The following is a 17,335-nucleotide window of genomic DNA, read 5'->3' on the forward strand; positions in this document are numbered from 1 at the left end:
GGTACTTTCCAAGGGCATCATTATTTTAATGTATATCATCTACGCTTAGCCGCAGGTAGACGAGGCGGCAACAATCCCGTTTTGCATATAGCCAGTGGCCGGCAGGCGCAGACTCCAAAAGGGCACTCACACCAAGGTCACTTCTGCACAATCTTTTCCGGAACGCTCACACCAAGGCCACTTCTGCGCGCGGATTGCAACCGAGAGCGCCCTGTCTGCCGATCGCGGCCCTACAACTTAGCCAGAAAGGGCCACGGCGGCGGCCGACCCGGGAAGAGGAGGGTCGGTCGCCGCCGCGTCGCATTACATGGTAGGGGGTCTGCCGCAGGCCGCAACCTCGGTAAAGCAGAGTTTCACCCAGACGTAACCGCAGGAACACATAGCCGTATGGGACTTTATCCCTTTACTCTAGTATGTACGTAATTGCAGCATTGATACCTCGCCTGAAAGGTAAGCGACCTGCGGTTTTGCCGTCTGTCGTCTAATATCAATTTCGCAATTGCGTACATACCGAGGTCAAGAATACCTAGGATACCGGCCCCGACGAGAAACGCCGGCCCCGGGGAAGAGTTCGGGGCCGGCGCGTGGTGCCGGGCGTGCGGGGCTGGGCGGCAGGGCCGCCAGGCGAGGACTACGCCACGGGCTTGGTGAGCGGGGCGACCTTGTAGGTCTTCACGCGCTCGTCGTCGATGACGCCACTCCAGTTGAGGCCGTATGCGAAGTCGTAGGTGTTGCCCTCGGCGTCCACGTAGCAGTCCATGTCGCGGGAGGCGTCCTCGAGCTGGGTCTCGACGGCCACCATGTCCTTGGGCATCTGCATGGGCAGGAGTCCCGAAGGCTCGTCCTGGCCGGCGACGATACGACAGGCCGCCTCAGTGGAGCCGGACATGGAGACCAGGATGGCGTCGACCTCGGACTCGAACTCGTGCACGCACATGGGCTGCGTGATGTCGAGAATGACGACACAGGGCTTGCCGGCCTCCTTGGCCAGGGCCGCCGCCTCGAGGATCTGGTCGAGCTGACCCTCGTTAGTGATCTGGGAGGTCTTGCCAAAGTAGCTGCGGTTCTCGATGGCGACGCCCTTGGCGGTCTCGTGGTCTGCCCAGCAGCTGCCGTCAGCGGGGTCGCCGGCAAGGGAAGCCTTGCGCACGACGTCGGCGTCGGCCGTGTAGGGGCGGTACTGCACGGACAGCGGCACGTAGTCGCCGGCCTCGGTGCGCGCGGCGCGCGGGGAGGCGTTGTTGGGGGCGGCGGCGCAGACAAGAACCAGGTCGCAGTCGGCGATGTCGGCCGCGGTCAGGCGGGTGAGGTCGGCCTCGGCGGGCGTGGCGTTGCCCTTGTCGTCGGCGGGGCCGGTCAGGGCGTCGGCCAGCGTGTCGGTCACCACGTCGAAGTACTTCTCGAGCGTGCCCTTGGAGAGCGGCAGCCCGCAGGTGGCCGCGGAGTCCTTCCAGGGAGCGGTGTCCATTGTGCCGGCCTTGCGGGAGGCGGCGACAAAGCGCATGGGCACGTAGGCCTTGGGCTTGTCGGAGCCGGCCGCCTTCTTGATGACGCCACCGGCGTTCTTGAGCATGACGATGCCCTTGACCTGGGCGTCCAGGGCGGCGGCGGCCACCCCGTCGTTGCCCTTGTCAATGTCGGACTTGGCCGCGTCGGGGTCGACGTAGGGGTCCTCGAAGATGCCCGTGTTGAAGTAGCCCAGCAGCAGGCGCTTTGCGGAGGCGCGGAAGTTCTCGGTGGCCTTCTCCTCGCCGAGCTCGGCCTTCATGTCCTCGAAGGCGGAGACCAGCAGGGTGGGGTCGTTGCAGCCGCCCATCTGGTCGACGCCGACCGAGACGGCCTTGGAAGCGCGCTTGGCGGGCGTCCAGTCGCCGCCCTCGACGCCCCAGCAGCGGTAGGACTTGGCGCCGTCGGGCTGGACGTCGTTCAGGACGGCCCAGTCGGTGCAGGCGGAGCCGGCAAAGCCGAACTTCTCGCGCAGGAGCTCCTGGACCTTGTACTTGGAGAAGCCCGAGCCCACGAGCTCGCCGTACTTCATGTCCTCGTCGTAGGCAATGGTGTAGGAGGTCATGATGGCCGCGGCGCTGCCCGTCTTGCCGTCGAGCTTGAAGGCGCCGTCCACGAAGGGGATCATGCAGGCCTCAAAGCCGTCGGACGGGTAGACGGCGTACTTGCCGCCCTCGGTGTGGGCCTCGCGACCGCCCTCGCCCGGCCCCTCGGCCGGCCAGTGCTTGACCATGGAGACCAGCGAGCCGGTGCCCCAGCCCTGGTCCTCGCCCTTCTCGTCGACGGTGGACTGCAGGCCGTCGACGAGTGCGCGGGTCATGTCGCGGGACAGCGCCGGGTCCTCGCCGAAGGTGCCGCTAAAGCGCTGCCAGCGCGGGTCGGTGGCGACGTCCACCTGGGGCCCGAGGAACGTGGTGACGCCCATCTCGCGCATCTCGCGAGCGATGCCGGCGCCGGTCTGCTTGGCCACGGCGGGGTCGAAGGTCGCCGCAAGGGCCAGGTTGCCCGGCCAGTCGGTGCAGTTCTTGCCGTTGCGCGGGTCAGACGAGAAGTTCACGGGAATCTTGTTGCCGGACGCCTCAACGTAGGCCTGCATGAGGTTTGACCAGGTTGCCTGGCGATACGCGGCGTAGCCGGAAGCGGCGTTCAGGACGGCGCGGACGTTACCGTCAAGGAACTCCTTCTGGACGTCGGTCACGGAGTTGTCGTCCTCGAGCGTGAACACGTGCGCGGAGAAGCACATGAGGCCCGCGATCTGCTCGATCGTGAGGCGGCCGGCCAGGTCGTCGGCGCGCTCCTCGGCGGTGAGACGCCAGTCCTCGTAGGGGACGAGCTCGCCCGTGCCCTCGAAGTCCTTGAACGCGTAGCCATCCTTCTCGATGAGCTTGAGGCCGGAGTCCGGAGAGTAGCTCAGCTGCTTGCCGTCGCCGTTATCGACGATGGTGTAGCCGTTGCCGGAGTCGGTCTCCTTGTAGCCGGAGCCCTTGGCGGCGCCGTCGGTGCCGTCGGCCGCATTGCAGCCCGCCAGGCCCAGAAGGCCCGCGGCGAGCGCGCCCCCTGCGACGAAGCCCCTTCTGGTGACGCTCTTCCCAGTCATGCTTGACCCCTTTCACCATGGGTTTTTGTGGGTGTATCCCCTTGGCTGGCATCCTACGGGAGCAAAGGCTGCCGCCGCCATGGCGCTTTCACGGTCTGCGGGCTGGGTTTCACGGATTGCGGGAGGGTTGCGGGGCCGGCGCCGCTCGCCGCCCGGAAGCCGCCGCTCGGCGCAGGGCTACTCAAACGGCAGCAGCACCGTCAGCGAGAAGCGCCCGTCGGCGGGCTCCAGGGTCAGGTTGCCGCCGTGGCGCCGCGCGATGTCGCGGATGCTGCGCAGGCCGAAGCCGTGGTAGTCGGGGTCATCCTTGGACGTCACCGGCAGGCCGTCCTCCCCCAGCGTCACCTGTCCCATGCAGGAGTTCTCCACGCAGAGAAACGCCAGGCCGCCGCGCGACCACGCGCGCACGGAGACCACCCGGGCCTCCCACGAGGGGACCTTCTCGGCAGCCTCTATGGCGTTGTCCAGGGCGTTTCCCAAAAGGGTGTAGAGGTCGACCACGCCCAGACCGGCCAGGCAGCCGCCATCCACCATGCACGAGAAGTCGATGCCGCGGCTCCAGCAGCGGGTGCTCTTCTCGGTGAGGATGGCGTCCACGGCCGGATCTCCCGAGTGCACGGAGGCGTCGTAGGCCTCGATGGAGTGCTCGAGCTCGGCCAGGCACCTCTCGCGGAGCTCGCCGCCCTCCATCTGGCGCAGGGCCGCTATCTGGTGCTTGAGGTCGTGGAACTTGACGTTGACTACCTCGACGCTCTCCTGCCCCTCGCGCTGCTGGCGCTCACGCAGGCGGAAGAGGCGCCGCTCGAGGTCGCGCTCGCGCTCCATCGAGGAAATCTGGAAGGCGCCGAACTGCACCATGAGCAGCAGCACGTAGCACATGACGCTGCACACGGCGTAGGGGCCGGTCTGCAGGCCGTCCACGCGCACCCAGGTAGAGAGCACGTTGACCACGAGGTGCGTGATCAGCACGAAGACCAGCAGAAAGGCGTTGTTGACGTCGGGCTGGCGGTCCTTTCCGTAGCGGGCCGAGAGGACCAGGAGCACGGCGAGAAGCACCAGCGCGCAGCAGCACCCACAGGCGATCTTGCCGGAAACCACGTCGAGCTGCGGCAGACCGGGAAAGTAACTCCTTGCGTTTCTTATGACGAAGAGGATGCCCTCAACCGAGTAGCCGGCCGCGCCGTAGAACAGGGCCGTCTGCAGGGGCACGTCAAAGAGGGCCCAGATCACGGCGACCGAGGCGGCAAAGATGAGGGTCGCCCGCGGGGAGACGAGCCACGTGCCGACGACGGGCACGACCAGCAGGTGCGAGTTGAAGAGTGCCACGTAGACCGGGATGGCCACGGCGGCCCTGGCCAAAAAGCGCGGGCGACGGGGCAGGTTGGGCAGGCAGAACGTGAGCTCGGAGGCAAGCAGCACGGTGGTGAAGCACACCAGGGTGGCCCAGACCTCGTGGAGAAGCGCGGCGTCCATGCTACCTCCCCATGGAGCGCGTGAGGGCGTCCACGAAGTCGCGCGACTTGCCGCGACTCATCTTGAGGCTCTCCTCCCCCATGCGCACGTACTCGCCGGAAAGGCCGGTCACGTGGTCGAGGTTCACCAGGTAGCAGGCGTTGCAGGCGGCAAAGCCCCGGGGGCCCAGCTCGGCCGTTGCGGCCTTCATGGTGCCCCAGATCTCGATGGGGCCGCGCGCGGTGTGGTAGGTCAGCTTGTGGCCGCGCACCTCGACGTAGAGGATGTCCGCGGCGTCCATGCGCACGAAGCCGTCCCTGGTCTCAAGGGTGACCAGGTCGCGGCGGCGGGAGCGCACGGCCTCGAGCACCCGTTTGAACTTGAAGGCAAAGACCGGGTACTCCACCGGCTTGACGACGAAGTCGAAGGCGCCGACCTCGTAGCCGCGGATGGCGTACTGTGCCATGTTGGTCACGAAAACGATCTGTGCGCCGACGCCGCGGCGGCGCAGCTCGTGGGCGGCGTCCATGCCGTCCACCTGGGCCATCTCTATGTCCAGAAGGATGACGTCATGGCAGCTGGCGGCAGCCGCGTCCAGAAGCTCCGAGCCGTCCGCGTACTCATGGACGCAGACGCGCTCGCCCTCCTGCGCGCAGAAGCGCCGGACCATCTGCCCCAGCTCGGCGCGCACGTCCTCCTCGTCGTCGACGATGGCAACGTCAAGCATCGCGACCCCCTTTCGACACGCACAGGATACGCGAAGGTGGCCGCAGACGGCAGGGGCTTCTCGGCAGACACAAGAAACGCCGGCCCCGGGGAAGAGTTCGGGGCCGGCGCGTGGTGCCGGGAGTGCTAGACTGGGGCGAGAAGGCCGTTACTTGTCGGCCTTGACCTCGGCCTCTGGCTTGGTCAGCGGGGCGGCCTTGTAGGTCTTGGTGCGCTCGTCATCGATGACGCCGCTCCAGTTGAGGCCGAAGCAGAAGTCGTAGGTGTTGCCGTCGGCGTCGGTGTAGCAGTCCATGTCGCGCGGGACGTCCTCGAGTTGGGCCTCGACGGTGTCCATGTCCTTGGGCATCTGGAACTGCAGCAGGCCGGAGGGCTCGACCTCACCGGTGATGATGCGGGCGTAGCTGTCGGCCGGGATGTTGAAGCCGGAGCCGGAAGGACCGGCGTCGCCCGCCCAGCCCATGAGGATGACGTCGGCGTAGGGCTCGATCTCGGAGAAGATCATCGGGTGGTCGGCGTCGACAATGAGGATCAGCTTGGCATCGGCCGGCAGCTTGGCCTTGGTGTCGATGACCAGGTCGAGGTCGCTCTCGTTGGTAGCGTGCGTGGACTTGCCGTAGTAGCTGCGGTTCTCCATGGCAACGCCGGACTCGGTGCCGTGCTCCGCCCAAGTCTTGCCATCGGCGGGGTCGCCGGCAAGGGAGACCTGGCGCACGTTGGGGCCATCTGCAGTGTACGGACGGTACTGCAGGGAGATGGGCACGTAGGTGATGGTGTCGCCAGCCTGGGCGCCAAAGATGCCCGTCGCGCCCTCGACGCCGTCGTAGGCGTCCTGCGGGTTCTTGACCTTGATGATGGCGTACTTGACGTCGGCGAGGTCCTCGGCAGTGGCGCGGGCGATGTCGCCCTCCTGGTACTGGGCCTCGGTCTCGCCCTCAAGCGGAACGCCAGAGGGGTCGCCCACGGTGTCGGTCACGACATCAAAGTGCTCGGCCGCGACCTGGGCGTCGAAGCAGGAGGCGATGCTGGCCGGCGTGGTGCCCGTGAAGCCGGAGGAGCTGGGCGTGAAGACCTGCGGGATGTAGACCTTGGGCTTGTCGGAGATGCCGCCCTTGGCGATGACGTTGCCCGCGTTCTTCAGCATGATGACGCACTTGTCGTTGCACTCGGAGGCGAACTTGGCGGCCGCGTCGCTGGTGAAGATCGCCTTGGCCGTGTCACGGCTGGAGAACGGCTGGTCGAAGAGCTGGGTGTGGACCATCAGCTTGAAGATGCGTCGGGCGGACTCGCGCACGCGCTCCAGGGCGGCGTCCTCGCCCATGTCCTTCTTCATGTCCTCGTAGACGGGATAGCCGACCTCGTCGGGCTCGAAACCGCCGCCGTACTGGTCGATGGAGCCGTCGACCATCATGCGGTAGCGCTCCTGCTCCGTCATGTTCTCGGTGCCGCGGCCGGAGGTGATGATGCCCCAGTCGGTGGTGTACATGCCATCCCAGCCGGCGTTGCGCAGGATGGAGAGCTGGATCTTGTTGAGGCCGCCGCCCACGCGCTCGCCATACTCGGCGTCCTCGGAGAACGGGATGCCGTAGTTGGGCATCACGGCCGCCATCTGCTCGGTCTTGGAGTCGAGCTTCATGCCGCCGTCAAGGAACGGGATGAGGTGAGCCTGGTAGTTGTCGCCGGGGAAGACATCGAACTTGCCGGTGTCGCCGTGGTCGTTGCGGCCACCCTCGATGGCGCCGGCGCCCACGAAGTGCTTGAGCATGGTGGCAACGGAGTCCTTGCCCCAGCCCTGGTCGTCGGTGGCGTCGTCGTCGCCCCAGGTGGACTGCATGCCGCCGGCGAAGGCGCGGGCGAAGTCGCGGGCAAGGGCCGGGTCCTCGGTCTCGGCGCCGTTCAGGCGGGCGACCGTCGGGTCGGTGTAGAGGTCGATCTGGGGACCAAGCTCGCAGCGGACGCCAATGGAGCTCCAGGCGCGTCCGATCCACATGCCCGCCTTGCGCCAGAGGTCCTTGTCCATGGCGGGGGCCAGGCCGACGGTGGAGGGAATGCCCAGCGTGGCGTACGGGTCAACGGAGCAGATGTACGGGATGCCGTGCGGGCGCTGCTCGCACTTGGTCTGGATGTTGTTGATCCAGGCGATGACGGTGGCGTAGGAGTCGCCATCGCCGCCCAGGCGAGAAACGCCTGCGCAGGAGCCCTTGTCAAGCAGGCTCGTGTCGTTGGCGTCGACCTTGGAACCGGGCCTATCCGCGACGCCCTGGACGCCGCCGTGCCACATGAGCTGGATGCACTCCTCGCCGGTGAGCTGGCTCGCGAGGTCCGCGGCGCGGTCGTCGGCGCTCTGGCGCCAGTCCTCAAAGAGGCTAAGCTTGCCGTCGCCGTCCATGTCGCGGAAGGCGTAGCCGTCAACCTGGATGATGCGGGCCTCGTCGGCGACGCCCAGCGTGGCGCCTCCGTCGTTGTTGGTCACGCGCGTCCAGCCGTCGCGGACCTCCTCGCTGGACCACTTGGCCTCGGTGCCCTCCTTGTCGGGCTCGATGGGATACTTGTCGGCGGCGGGAGCGGCAAGCGGGTCGGCAGCTCCGGTGGCGGCGCCATTGGCGCTGCAGCCGGCAAGGCCCACCAGTCCCGCGGTCAGCGCGGAACCTGCGATGAATCCCCTGCGTGAGACGTTCATGAGCTCTTCCCTTCCTCGTTGTTCCAACCCGGCGGGATGCCGGGCCTCTTCTTGGCGCCAAGATTGCCGCGGCGTTGCGGGACGGAGAAAATCCTGTCGCGAATCGCTACTCTCGCGACCCGAACGTACTTCTCGCCAGACGGGCGAGAAGTACGGCCGCGAGCGGCAACGGATGTTGGAACAGGGGCCCTGACCTCGCTATCATTTGGGTTGGCACGCAGGGGAAGAGGGAGGACGCGTGACTAGCCTTCTGATTGTGGAGGACGAGAGGGACGCCGCCGAGGCGCTTCTCGCCCTCGTGCGGCGCTACGAGGCCGCGCGAAACGTGACGTTTGACGTGGACGTGGTAGGCGCCGCGTTCGAGCTCCTGGACGCGTCGCGCACCTACGACATCTGCCTTCTGGACATCCAGCTGCCGGGCATCAACGGCATGGAGGCGGCCGAGCTGCTGCGCTCGCAGCACCGCGTGACCAGCATCATCTTTGTGACGGACCTGGCGCAGTACGCCGTGCGCGGCTACGAGGTGGACGCCCTGGGCTTTCTGGTGAAGCCCGCCACCTTCGCGGGCCTCTCAATGAACCTTGACCGCGCCATGCGCGAGGTGGCCCAGGGGACTAACCGCACGCTCACGGTGCCCACCGGCGACGGCTTCAGGTCGGTCCCGCTCTCGCAGGTCACCCACATAGAGGTGCGCAACCACGACCTCGTCTACCACACCGTGGACGGGGAGGCCCTGCGTGCGCGCGGATCTCTGGCCCAGGTGGAGCGCGAGCTGGCGGACGCCCCGATGGTGCGCGTCTCTCGCTATTGCCTGGCAAACATGGCGCTCATCACCGGCGTGGCCGGAGACGAGGTCACCGTGGCGGGCGGCACGGCGCTCCACATCACGCGCGGCCACAAGAAGGAGATCGAGCTCGCCCTGGCCCGCTACCTGGGAGGCCGGAGATGATGGGCCCGAACGCGTTTCGCTTCGCGCTGTCCATGATGCTGCAGCTGGCGGCCTGCGCCGTGCCCCTATGCGCCCACCTTGAGCGACGCGGCGACACGGCCGTGCGAGGCCTTCTGGCCGTCGGCGTGTTCCTGGCAGGCGAGCTCTTGCAGGAGCCCCTGCGCCAGAGCGTGCTGGGATCGAATCTGCCCATCCTCATGCTGACCTTCGGTATCACGCTCTTCTCCACGTGCGTGGCGGTGCTGCTGGTGTGGCGGATCTCGTTCTGGCAGTCGCTTTTCTGCGCCACGGCGGCCTACATAGGCCAGAACCTCATGAGCGGAACGGCCAACCTCATTGAGTCGATTGTGGAGCTGGGCCTGTTCCCAGGCCACCCCTGGCCGACGAACCTCCTCATTGCCGCGGCCATTGTCTACCCGTTCTACCTGCTGCTCTTTGTGCGGCAGATTCGCCGGCACAACCTGGCCGACATCAGCGAGCCACAGATCGTCCTGGTGGCGCTGGCCGTGGTGGCCACGGTCATCGGGCTTGACGTGGTGGTCAAGAGCCTGGGCGTGCGCGTCTTCGGGCTTGAGACCTACCTCATGGCGCGCCTGGCCCACGGCGTGCTGTGCGCCTTCACGCTCTACGCCGAGCAGAAGATCCTGGCGGCGCGCCAGCTTGCCACCGAACGCGAGGTGGAGCGGCGCATGGCGGCCGAGCGCGAGCGCCAGTACCAGCTCAGCCGCAAGAACATCGACGCCATCAACGTGAAGTGCCACGACATCAAGCACCAGATCCGCTCTCTGGCGGACGGTGGGCGCGTGGCCAACGGGCGGGCGCTGGAGGACCTGGCGGCAGAGATCGCCATCTACGACTCCACGGTCAAGACCGGAAACCCGGCCCTGGACGTCATCCTCACCGAGAAGGGCCTGGTCTGCTCAGGCGAGAAGATTACGCTGTCCGTCATTGCGGACGGCCGTGCGCTGGAGTGCCTGGAGCCGCAGGAGATCTACTCGCTCTTTGGAAACGCGCTGGACAACGCCATAGAGGCGGTGCGCGGAATCGGGGAGCCGGAGCGGCGCCTGGTCTCGCTCAACGTGCGGCGCTCCGGCACCATGTGCGTCATCAACGTCGAGAACAGCTGCGACGTGGCGCCCGCCTTCAGGGACGGCCTGCCCGTCACCACCAAGGCTGACGCCGGCAACCACGGCTTTGGGACGCGCAGCATGAGGGGCATCGTCGAGCGGCACGGCGGGGTCCTCACGATGGGGTGCGAGGACGGAATCTTCCACGTGGACGCCCTGCTACCGGTGGCGTGAGGCGAGAAGGCCTTCAATGTTGTCCACCGAGGGACCCCGCCCCTTCTCAAAGGGAGTTGAACGAAGCCCTTTGAGAAGGGGCGGGGTCCCTCGGCTACGCTTTGCACGGCCTTCTCGCCGTCCCCGGCTGCAGGGGCTGGATGCCTACTAAATTTTGTCGGCGGAGGTACTCCCGCCTGCGCGGGCAGGCGCGCAGGGGCAGCCACGTAAACGAAGGCGCGCGCCCTCGCCTTCCGTCGCAAGGGGTTCGTTCAACTCCCCTTGAGACGGAACGGCGAGGCCGCGCGCCGGTCAGGTCCGCAGGCCCCTACGCGCCCAGCTCGTCCGGGTTGGCGGAGACCAGGATCTTGACCTGCTTCTTCTTCTCGGGACCGGTCAGGGTCTCGAAGCCCTCGGAGACGATGTCGTCCAGGGCCACCTTCTTGGTGATGAAGCCGTTGGCAGGAATCTTGCCCTCGTCCATGAGACGGATGACGTCGTCGAAGTCGTTGCCGCAGTAGCAGATGGAGCCCACGATCTTCTTCTCGGGAATGACCAGCGCGTTGAGGTCGAAGCTCACGCCCTTCTCCCAGATGGAGGTCACCACCACGGTGCCGCCGGCGTGCACGGCCGCAACCTCCTGGTCAAAGCAGGCCTGCGCGCCCGTGCACTCAAACGCGATGTCGGCGCCATAGCCGTCGGTCAGGCGCATGATCTCTGCCACGACGTCGCACTCGGACGGGTCGAGAACCGCGTCGGCACCGGAGTTCTTGGCGTATTCCTGGCGCACGGACTTGCGCTGGATGACGAAGACCTTGCTCGCGCCCATGGCCTTCAGGCTCTCGATGGTGGCCAGGCCGATGGTGCCGGCACCGGAGACGACGGCCGTCATACCGGGCTTGAAGTCGCCAGCCTCGAGGGAGTGGTAGCCCACGGAGATGGGCTCCACGAGCGCGGCCTTGTCGTACGGCAGCGTGTCGGGAATCTTGTGGACGAACTTGTGGCGGAAGGCGGTGTACTCGGCAAAGCCACCGCCCTTGCCGGCCAGGCCGTGGAAGCCGAGGTTCTGGCAGAGGTTGGGCTTGCCGGCCTTGCAGGACGGGCAGGTGTCGTCGCAGACGATGGGCTCGACGACCACGCGGTCGCCGGGCTTGACGTTAGTGACGTTGGGCCCGACCTCGACGACCTCGCCGGAGAACTCGTGGCCCATGATGACGGGCGCGGCCTCGCCGGTGACCGGGTGCGGGTCACCCACGGGGATGAAGATCGGGCCCATGAGGTACTCGTGCAGGTCGGAGCCGCAGATGCCGCACCAGTGCAGCTTGACCTTGACGTCGTAGTCCTCGTCGATCTGGCACTCCGGGACGTCCTCGACGCGGATGTCCCCCGCCTTGTACCAACGTGCAGCCTTCATAGAAAACCTCTCTCGTTGGATTGTCGTGGCGCCCCCGCGCCACCCAAGCCGACATCTTAGTCCTTTGTGCAACGAGCGGCGAGAAGGTCGTCGGCGGGGCAATTCGGACCTACAATGTGTTTGGTATCCAAACTAGTTGTGAGGTGTGACGCATGGACACAGCCTGGAACCTGGCGCAAGACCTGGTGCGCATTGACAGCTCTGACCCCGGCACGTACGAGGGACGAATTGAGCATTACATAAAGTCGCTGGTGGAGGCACGTATCGCCAAGATGCCTGCGGAGCTGGCCGCGGCCGTCCGCGTGGAGGAGCTCGAGGCGCTGCCCGACCGACGCAACCTCATGGTCACCGTTCCCGGCATCTCCGACGAGCCGCGCCTGGTCTACATCTGCCACATGGACACCGTCACCCTAGGCGAGGGCTGGAGCGAGGGCATCAGCCCCCTCGGCGCCCAGGTCATCGGCGACGACCTCTACGGCCGCGGCTCCTGCGACATGAAGGGCGGCCTGGCCTGCGCCCTCTCCGCGCTCTTCTCGCTGCTTGGACGCGTTGCCAGGGAGAAGCGCCTTCCCCGGCGCGGGTTCGGCCTCGTCTGCTCGGTGGACGAGGAGGACTTCATGCGCGGCGTGGAGGCGGCCATCAGGGCCGGCTGGGTGGGCTCCGACGAGTGGGTGCTGGACACCGAGCCCACCGACGGGCAGATTCAGGTGGCCCACAAGGGTCGCACCTGGTTCGAGGTCACCATGACCGGCGTCACCGCCCACGCGAGCCAGCCCTGGAAGGGCGCCGACGCCGTGGCGGCCATGGCCGAGTGCGTGAGCTGCATCCGCCACGCCATCCAGGCCACGCCCGCCCATGAGGAGCTGGGCCGTTCGACCGTCACGTTTGGCCAGATCCAGGGCGGCTACCGTCCCTACGTTGTGCCTGACGAGTGCCGCGTCTGGATTGACATGCGCCTGGTTCCACCCACCACCACCGAGGCGGCCACGCGCATGGTGGAGAAGGCCATTGCCTCGGCCGAGTCCGAGGTCCCCGGATGCCACGGCTCCTACGTCATCACCGGCGACCGCCCGGCCATAGAGCGCGACCCCGGCTCCGGCCTGCTCGCCGCGCTGCGCGGCGCCTGCGAGGCCTGCAACACCCCCGCCGAGGTGGGCTTCTTCACCGGATACACCGACACCGCCGTCATCGCGGGCACCTGTGCCAACCACAACTGCATGAGCTACGGCCCGGGCTCCCTGGCCCTGGCCCACAAGCCCGACGAGCACGTGCCCCACGCCGACATCGAGCGCGTCGAGCGCGTCCTGACCGCGCTTCTTGACCGCGAGCTCTGGTAACGGGGGGTTAAGGGGCAACTTCGGTCCCCAAATTGGCTCGCCTCGTCAGCAATATGAACTGCACCCCAAAACTTGGACGGCTTAAATAAGAACTACGCCGCAAGGGACTGTCTCCGGAACTCCTCCGGGGTCAGTCCCTTCAGTTTAACCTGGCGCCTCCTCGTGTTCCAATGGACCACGAAGTCGTCGAGGTCCGCCTTGAAGGACTCGAAGTCCGGCCACGTCCTTCCACGGAAGAACTCGTCCTTGATGTGGCCGAACACCTGCTCCGTCGCGCCGTTGTCGATGCAGTTGCCCTTCCGGGACATGCTCTGCACCACGCCGGCCTCCTCCAACCGCCTGCACCAACCGGCCTGCTGGTACTGCCAGCCCATGTCCGAGTGCAGGATCGGCCTGGAGCCCTTGGGCTTCTTGGACACGAGCTGGTCGAGCAGCTCGTGCTGCTGAGCCATGTTGGGGTGCAGCGACGTGGACCAGGCGACGATCTCCTTGCTGCCGAAGTCGTAGACCGGCGCGAAGTAGGCCTTGCCCCAGGGCTGCTTGAACTCGGTGACGTCGGTGCCCATCTTTTCCCACGGCCCGTCGGCGGCGAAGTCCCTGCCGATGACGTTCTCGAAGGTCTTTCCGACCTTGCCCCTGTACGAGTTGTACCTGTGGTAGTCGGTCTCGCGGCGGATCCCGCAGCTGATGCCCATCTCGCGCATCATCTTCAGCGTCGTCTTGTAGGCTATGCGCACGCCCTGCTCGGCGCGCAGGCACATGGCGATCTGCCTGTGGCCGCACCCGTTGGCGGTGCGCGAGAATATCTCGGCGGCGGCCTCCCAGAGCTCGGGCCTGGTGGGAGCCTTCGGGTGCGACAGCGCGTAGTAGTAGCTGGACCGGGCCATGCCGGCGCACTCCAGCAGGCGCCCCAGCCCGTGCCCCTCTTCGCGCAGGACCCTCACGGCCTCGACCTTCGCCCTGGTCAGAGCCCGTCCCTCTCGACCAGGGCACGCAATTTTTTTAGGTAGGCCACCTCGGTCTCGAGCCTTCGGCAGCGCTCCTCGAGCTCCTCCTCGCGGGTCCGCGGCCTCGCCTTGGAACCGCTCGGCCGGCCCTTGGGCCTCGGGCGCAGGGCCTCCGCGCCGCCCCGGCGGTATAGCGCGCACCACTTCTTGAGCGGCGACATCGACATTATGCCGAACGCCGCCATCGCCTCGGCCTTCGTCATGCCGCCGTCGACCACGGCGGAGGCTGCGGCGACCTTCTGCTCGTATGTGTACCTGGCCTGCTTGCCGTCCATGGATAGCAGCACCCCGCTTCCGAACGACCGGTATACGCAGAGCCATTGTCTCACGGTTCCGCGCGGGACCGACAGCGCCTTCGCCGCAGACTTGTAGCCGTTGCCTCGCTCGAAGAGCCCGATCGCCGCCTTCCTGGCCTCGATGTCGTGCTTCACCCTCAAGTCGACACGCATAAAAAGCCTCCCATTTCTCGTGTCCAAGAAATGGGAGGCAGTTCAATAAGCCTACGTTTGCGTCTTGTCGCGCAAAAGAAAACGCCCCGGAACGAGGCATGGCAGCTCGTTCCGGGGCGTCTCCTGAGGGGTTGCTCGCAGGCCCATCATGCGGGGGCATGTAGTGGGGGGCTCAGACCCGGGCCCGCGGACACCTGGAGAAGGTCGACGTTCCATCAATCAACCTAACTTGATGTTAGGCATTCAAACACAAAGTTTGAAGTAGCAGGCGGTGAACGGTATCAATCGCTATGGGAACGGTACCACAACCATAGAATTCCGCAAGCGGAAAAAGCGTCTCCCCCGCGCTACACCCCCGCCGCGCAGTCGGCCTGCCCGCCTCGCAGGATGCGCAGGCCATGCGCGATGGGCCCGATGACCGCAGAGACGTTCTCCAGCGCGGCCTTGGGACTGCCGGGGAGGTTCACCACCAGCGTGCGGCCGCAGATGCCCGCTGCCTCGCGAGAGAGGCACGCACGGTCGGTAATCTGCATGCTCGCGGCTCTCATGGCCTCGGGAATGCCGGGCGCCATGCGCTCGCACACCGCGGCGGTGGCCTCCGGCGTGACGTCCCTCGGCGAGAAGCCCGTCCCGCCCGTGGTCAGCACCAGGGCGACGTCGGCCTCCGCGCAGGAGCGCAGCTCGCGCTCGATGTCCGTGCGCTCGTCGGGCACGATGGCCGTGCGGACCACGTCGTAGCCGCGCTCCACGAGCAGCGCCACCAGCGCGGGGCCGCTCGCGTCCTCGCGCTCGCCGGCCGCGCCGCGGTCGCTCACCGTGACGACGGCCGCCGTGTAGGCGACCTTCTGGGCGCTCTCAGTCATATGACCTCCTAGTTCGGAAAGCCGACAAATGAGACAAGGGGACTGTCCCTTTGTCTCATTTCTAGCGGCCGAAGGGGCAGTGCGGGAAGGTGCAGGGCTTGCAGCCCAGGCACAGGCCTCCCTCGCCCAGCTCGACGAAGTCGGCCTTGGCAAGCGGCACGCCCGCCGCGACGCGCGGAAGCACCAGGTCGAGCACCGTGGCCTTGTTGTACATGGCGCAGCCCGGCACGCCCAGCACGGGCACGCTCCGTGTGACGGTGCCGTCCGCGCCCGTCTCGTCGAAGTAGCCCACCAGCAGCATGGCGCCCGGCAGCACGGGGCTTCCGTACGTCACGATGCGGGCGCCCGCGCGCTTGATGGCGCCCGGCGTGTTGTCGTCCGGGTCCACGCTCATGCCGCCCGTGCACACGACGACGTCGACGCCCTCGGCGCGCGCCCCGTCGATGGCGGCCACCACGGAGCCCATCTCGTCTCCCGGCGTGGCGCGATAGGTGACCTCGATGCCAAACGCCGCCAGCTTGGCCTCCATGACCGGCGTGAACGCGTCCTCGATGAGGCCGCTCGCCACCTCGGAGCCCGTCGCAACGACCGCCGCCGTCCGCGCCGAGAAGGGCCTGACCTCCAGGAGCTTCTCGCCTGCCGCGGCGGCCTCGGCAGCGGCCAGCACCTCCTCGCGCACCACCAGCGGAATCACGCGCGTACCCGCCAGGGCGTCGCCCTCGCGCACGGCGAAGCCGCCCTTGCGCGTGGCGACCATGACCTCGTCGGTGGCGTTGACGGCCCGCAGGCGCTCGGAGTTGACCAGCAGCACGCCGTCGCAGGCGGCGTTGATGCCAATCTTGCCCTCGGAGGGCTCGCCGGCGGCCACGCAGCCCGAGCCCAGGCAGAGCTCGGCCAGGCGGTGCGCGGCATCGTTCTCGTGCACCATGCCCGGCTCCATCTCCCACACGTAGAGGTTGACCTTGCCCATGCTGAGCAGCACGGGAACGTCCTCCTCGGTGACCACGTGGCCCTTCTTGAAGCGCGGGCCCTTGGACTTGCCCGCAATGATCTGGGTCATGTCCTGGCAGAGGATGTGGCCCACGGCCTCCTCGGTCTTGATGAGCTTCATCTGCTACCTCCTGATGCGGACGGGGTCGCCGGGGCGTACCGTGCCCCCGCGCGTGACCACGGCAAAGACGCCGTCGGTGGGCATGACGCACTTGCCCGTAATGCGATGGATCTCGCAGTCGCTGTGGCACTTCTTGCCGATCTGCGTCATCGCGAGCTCACACTCCCCCACCTCGAGGACGGTGCCCACCGGCAGGTCCTTGAGGCTGAGCCCCCGCGTGAGGATGTTCTCGGCAAAGTCGCCGGCAGCAAGCTTGGGGAGAAGCTCACGCATCTCGTCGACGGACTCCTCGGGAAGCAGGCTCACCATGCGGTGCCAGGCGCCGGCGTGCGCGTCGCCCGCGACGCCCAAGCCCACCTCGAGCCGGATGGACTCCTGCGGCACCTTGCGCGTGCCCTTCTTGGTGGAGATGCTCGTGGCGACCACGACGCCGTCGGAAGTTGACAAAGGGACAGTCCCTTTGTCAACTTCCGCCACCGAGCCTCGCACGAAGTGGCCCGACTTGCCGCCGGACTTCTCGAGCAGGCGCACGTCGGAGACGACCATGTCCCTCTGCACGGCCTTGAGCATGTCGTAGATGGTGAGACCCGCGACGGACGCCGCCGTCAGGGCCTCCATCTCCACGCCCGTCTGGCCGCAGCAGCGGCACTCGGCCTCGATGGCCACGCCGCAGGGCGCGTCAGACAGCTCGAAGCGCACGTCCACGCCGGTGAGCTGGATGGGGTGGCACATGGGCACGAGCTCCCAGCAGCGCTTTGCCGCCATGATGCCCGCCACCTGCGCCACGGCGAGCACGTCGCCCTTCTTGCAGCCGCCCGTACGCACCAGCTCCAGCGTGGCCGGCTCCATGAGCACGAAGCCCGCGGCCCTCGCCACGCGCTGGGTCCTCTCCTTTGCCGAGACGTCCACCATGCGGGCGCGCCCCTGCTCGTTGATGTGCGTGAGGTCCTCTCCAGTTCCCACG

At 67.0% G+C, this 17,335-nt stretch carries 13 protein-coding genes; 3 read left to right on the forward strand and 10 right to left on the reverse strand.

Features of this window, described 5'->3' with window-relative positions; translation table 11 throughout:
* Positions 1-631 precede the first annotated feature (631 nt).
* The 4 genes from DXV50_RS05595 to DXV50_RS05610 form a co-directional block, all read right to left on the reverse strand.
* Positions 632-3,103: a glycoside hydrolase family 3 N-terminal domain-containing protein gene (locus tag DXV50_RS05595; RefSeq protein WP_117205258.1), complete on the reverse strand. Its 2,472-nt coding sequence runs from the start codon at positions 3,101-3,103 to the stop codon at positions 632-634.
* 177 nt (positions 3,104-3,280) lie between these two features.
* On the reverse strand, positions 3,281-4,576 hold the full coding sequence (locus DXV50_RS05600) for an ATP-binding protein (RefSeq protein ID WP_117205260.1): 1,296 nt from the start codon (positions 4,574-4,576) through the stop codon (positions 3,281-3,283).
* Position 4,577: 1 nt separating this feature from the next.
* Complete coding sequence (locus DXV50_RS05605; protein WP_117205262.1) at positions 4,578-5,282, reverse strand: LytR/AlgR family response regulator transcription factor; 705 nt, start codon at positions 5,280-5,282, stop codon at positions 4,578-4,580.
* A gap of 147 nt (positions 5,283-5,429) precedes the next feature.
* The gene (locus DXV50_RS05610) at positions 5,430-7,961 is read right to left on the reverse strand and encodes a glycoside hydrolase family 3 N-terminal domain-containing protein (RefSeq protein ID WP_117205264.1); all 2,532 of its coding nucleotides are present in this window, start codon (positions 7,959-7,961) and stop codon (positions 5,430-5,432) included.
* Positions 7,962-8,199: 238 nt separating this feature from the next.
* Between DXV50_RS05610 and DXV50_RS05615 the strand changes: the two genes are divergently transcribed.
* A complete protein-coding gene (locus DXV50_RS05615; RefSeq protein WP_198666415.1) occupies positions 8,200-8,910 on the forward strand; it encodes a LytR/AlgR family response regulator transcription factor in 711 nt (236 codons plus the stop codon).
* Positions 8,907-10,211 (forward strand): ATP-binding protein, encoded by a 1,305-nt coding sequence (locus DXV50_RS05620; protein WP_117205268.1) that lies wholly within the window; start codon positions 8,907-8,909, stop codon positions 10,209-10,211. Before DXV50_RS05615 ends, DXV50_RS05620 begins: the two co-directional genes overlap by 4 nt.
* A 307-nt stretch (positions 10,212-10,518) precedes the next feature.
* Here the strand turns inward: DXV50_RS05620 and DXV50_RS05625 are convergent, their stop codons facing one another.
* Positions 10,519-11,604 (reverse strand): 2,3-butanediol dehydrogenase, encoded by a 1,086-nt coding sequence (locus tag DXV50_RS05625; protein WP_117205270.1) that lies wholly within the window; start codon positions 11,602-11,604, stop codon positions 10,519-10,521.
* 152 nt (positions 11,605-11,756) lie between these two features.
* Between DXV50_RS05625 and DXV50_RS05630 the strand changes: the two genes are divergently transcribed.
* Complete coding sequence (locus DXV50_RS05630; RefSeq protein WP_117205272.1) at positions 11,757-12,941, forward strand: M20 family metallopeptidase; 1,185 nt, start codon at positions 11,757-11,759, stop codon at positions 12,939-12,941.
* 92 nt (positions 12,942-13,033) lie between these two features.
* Here the strand turns inward: DXV50_RS05630 and DXV50_RS05635 are convergent, their stop codons facing one another.
* From DXV50_RS05635 to moaC, 5 genes are all read right to left on the reverse strand, one after another.
* Complete coding sequence (locus DXV50_RS05635) at positions 13,034-13,885, reverse strand: IS3 family transposase (protein ID WP_198666371.1); 852 nt, start codon at positions 13,883-13,885, stop codon at positions 13,034-13,036.
* Between the two features lie 20 nt (positions 13,886-13,905).
* Positions 13,906-14,397: a helix-turn-helix domain-containing protein gene (locus DXV50_RS05640; RefSeq protein ID WP_117204406.1), complete on the reverse strand. Its 492-nt coding sequence runs from the start codon at positions 14,395-14,397 to the stop codon at positions 13,906-13,908.
* A 347-nt stretch (positions 14,398-14,744) separates the two neighbouring features.
* Positions 14,745-15,260 carry a MogA/MoaB family molybdenum cofactor biosynthesis protein gene (locus tag DXV50_RS05645; RefSeq protein WP_117205274.1) on the reverse strand — a complete coding sequence of 172 codons (516 nt, stop codon included), beginning with the start codon at positions 15,258-15,260 and terminating at the stop codon, positions 14,745-14,747.
* A gap of 61 nt (positions 15,261-15,321) precedes the next feature.
* Positions 15,322-16,371 carry a molybdopterin-binding protein gene (locus DXV50_RS05650; protein ID WP_117205276.1) on the reverse strand — a complete coding sequence of 350 codons (1,050 nt, stop codon included), beginning with the start codon at positions 16,369-16,371 and terminating at the stop codon, positions 15,322-15,324.
* Positions 16,372-16,374: 3 nt separating this feature from the next.
* A complete protein-coding gene (moaC, locus tag DXV50_RS10065; RefSeq protein ID WP_408634259.1) occupies positions 16,375-17,334 on the reverse strand; it encodes a cyclic pyranopterin monophosphate synthase MoaC in 960 nt (319 codons plus the stop codon).
* Between the last annotated feature and the right edge of the window lies 1 nt (position 17,335).

Source organism: Paratractidigestivibacter faecalis, assembly GCF_003416765.1.
GTDB lineage: Bacteria > Actinomycetota > Coriobacteriia > Coriobacteriales > Atopobiaceae > Paratractidigestivibacter > Paratractidigestivibacter faecalis.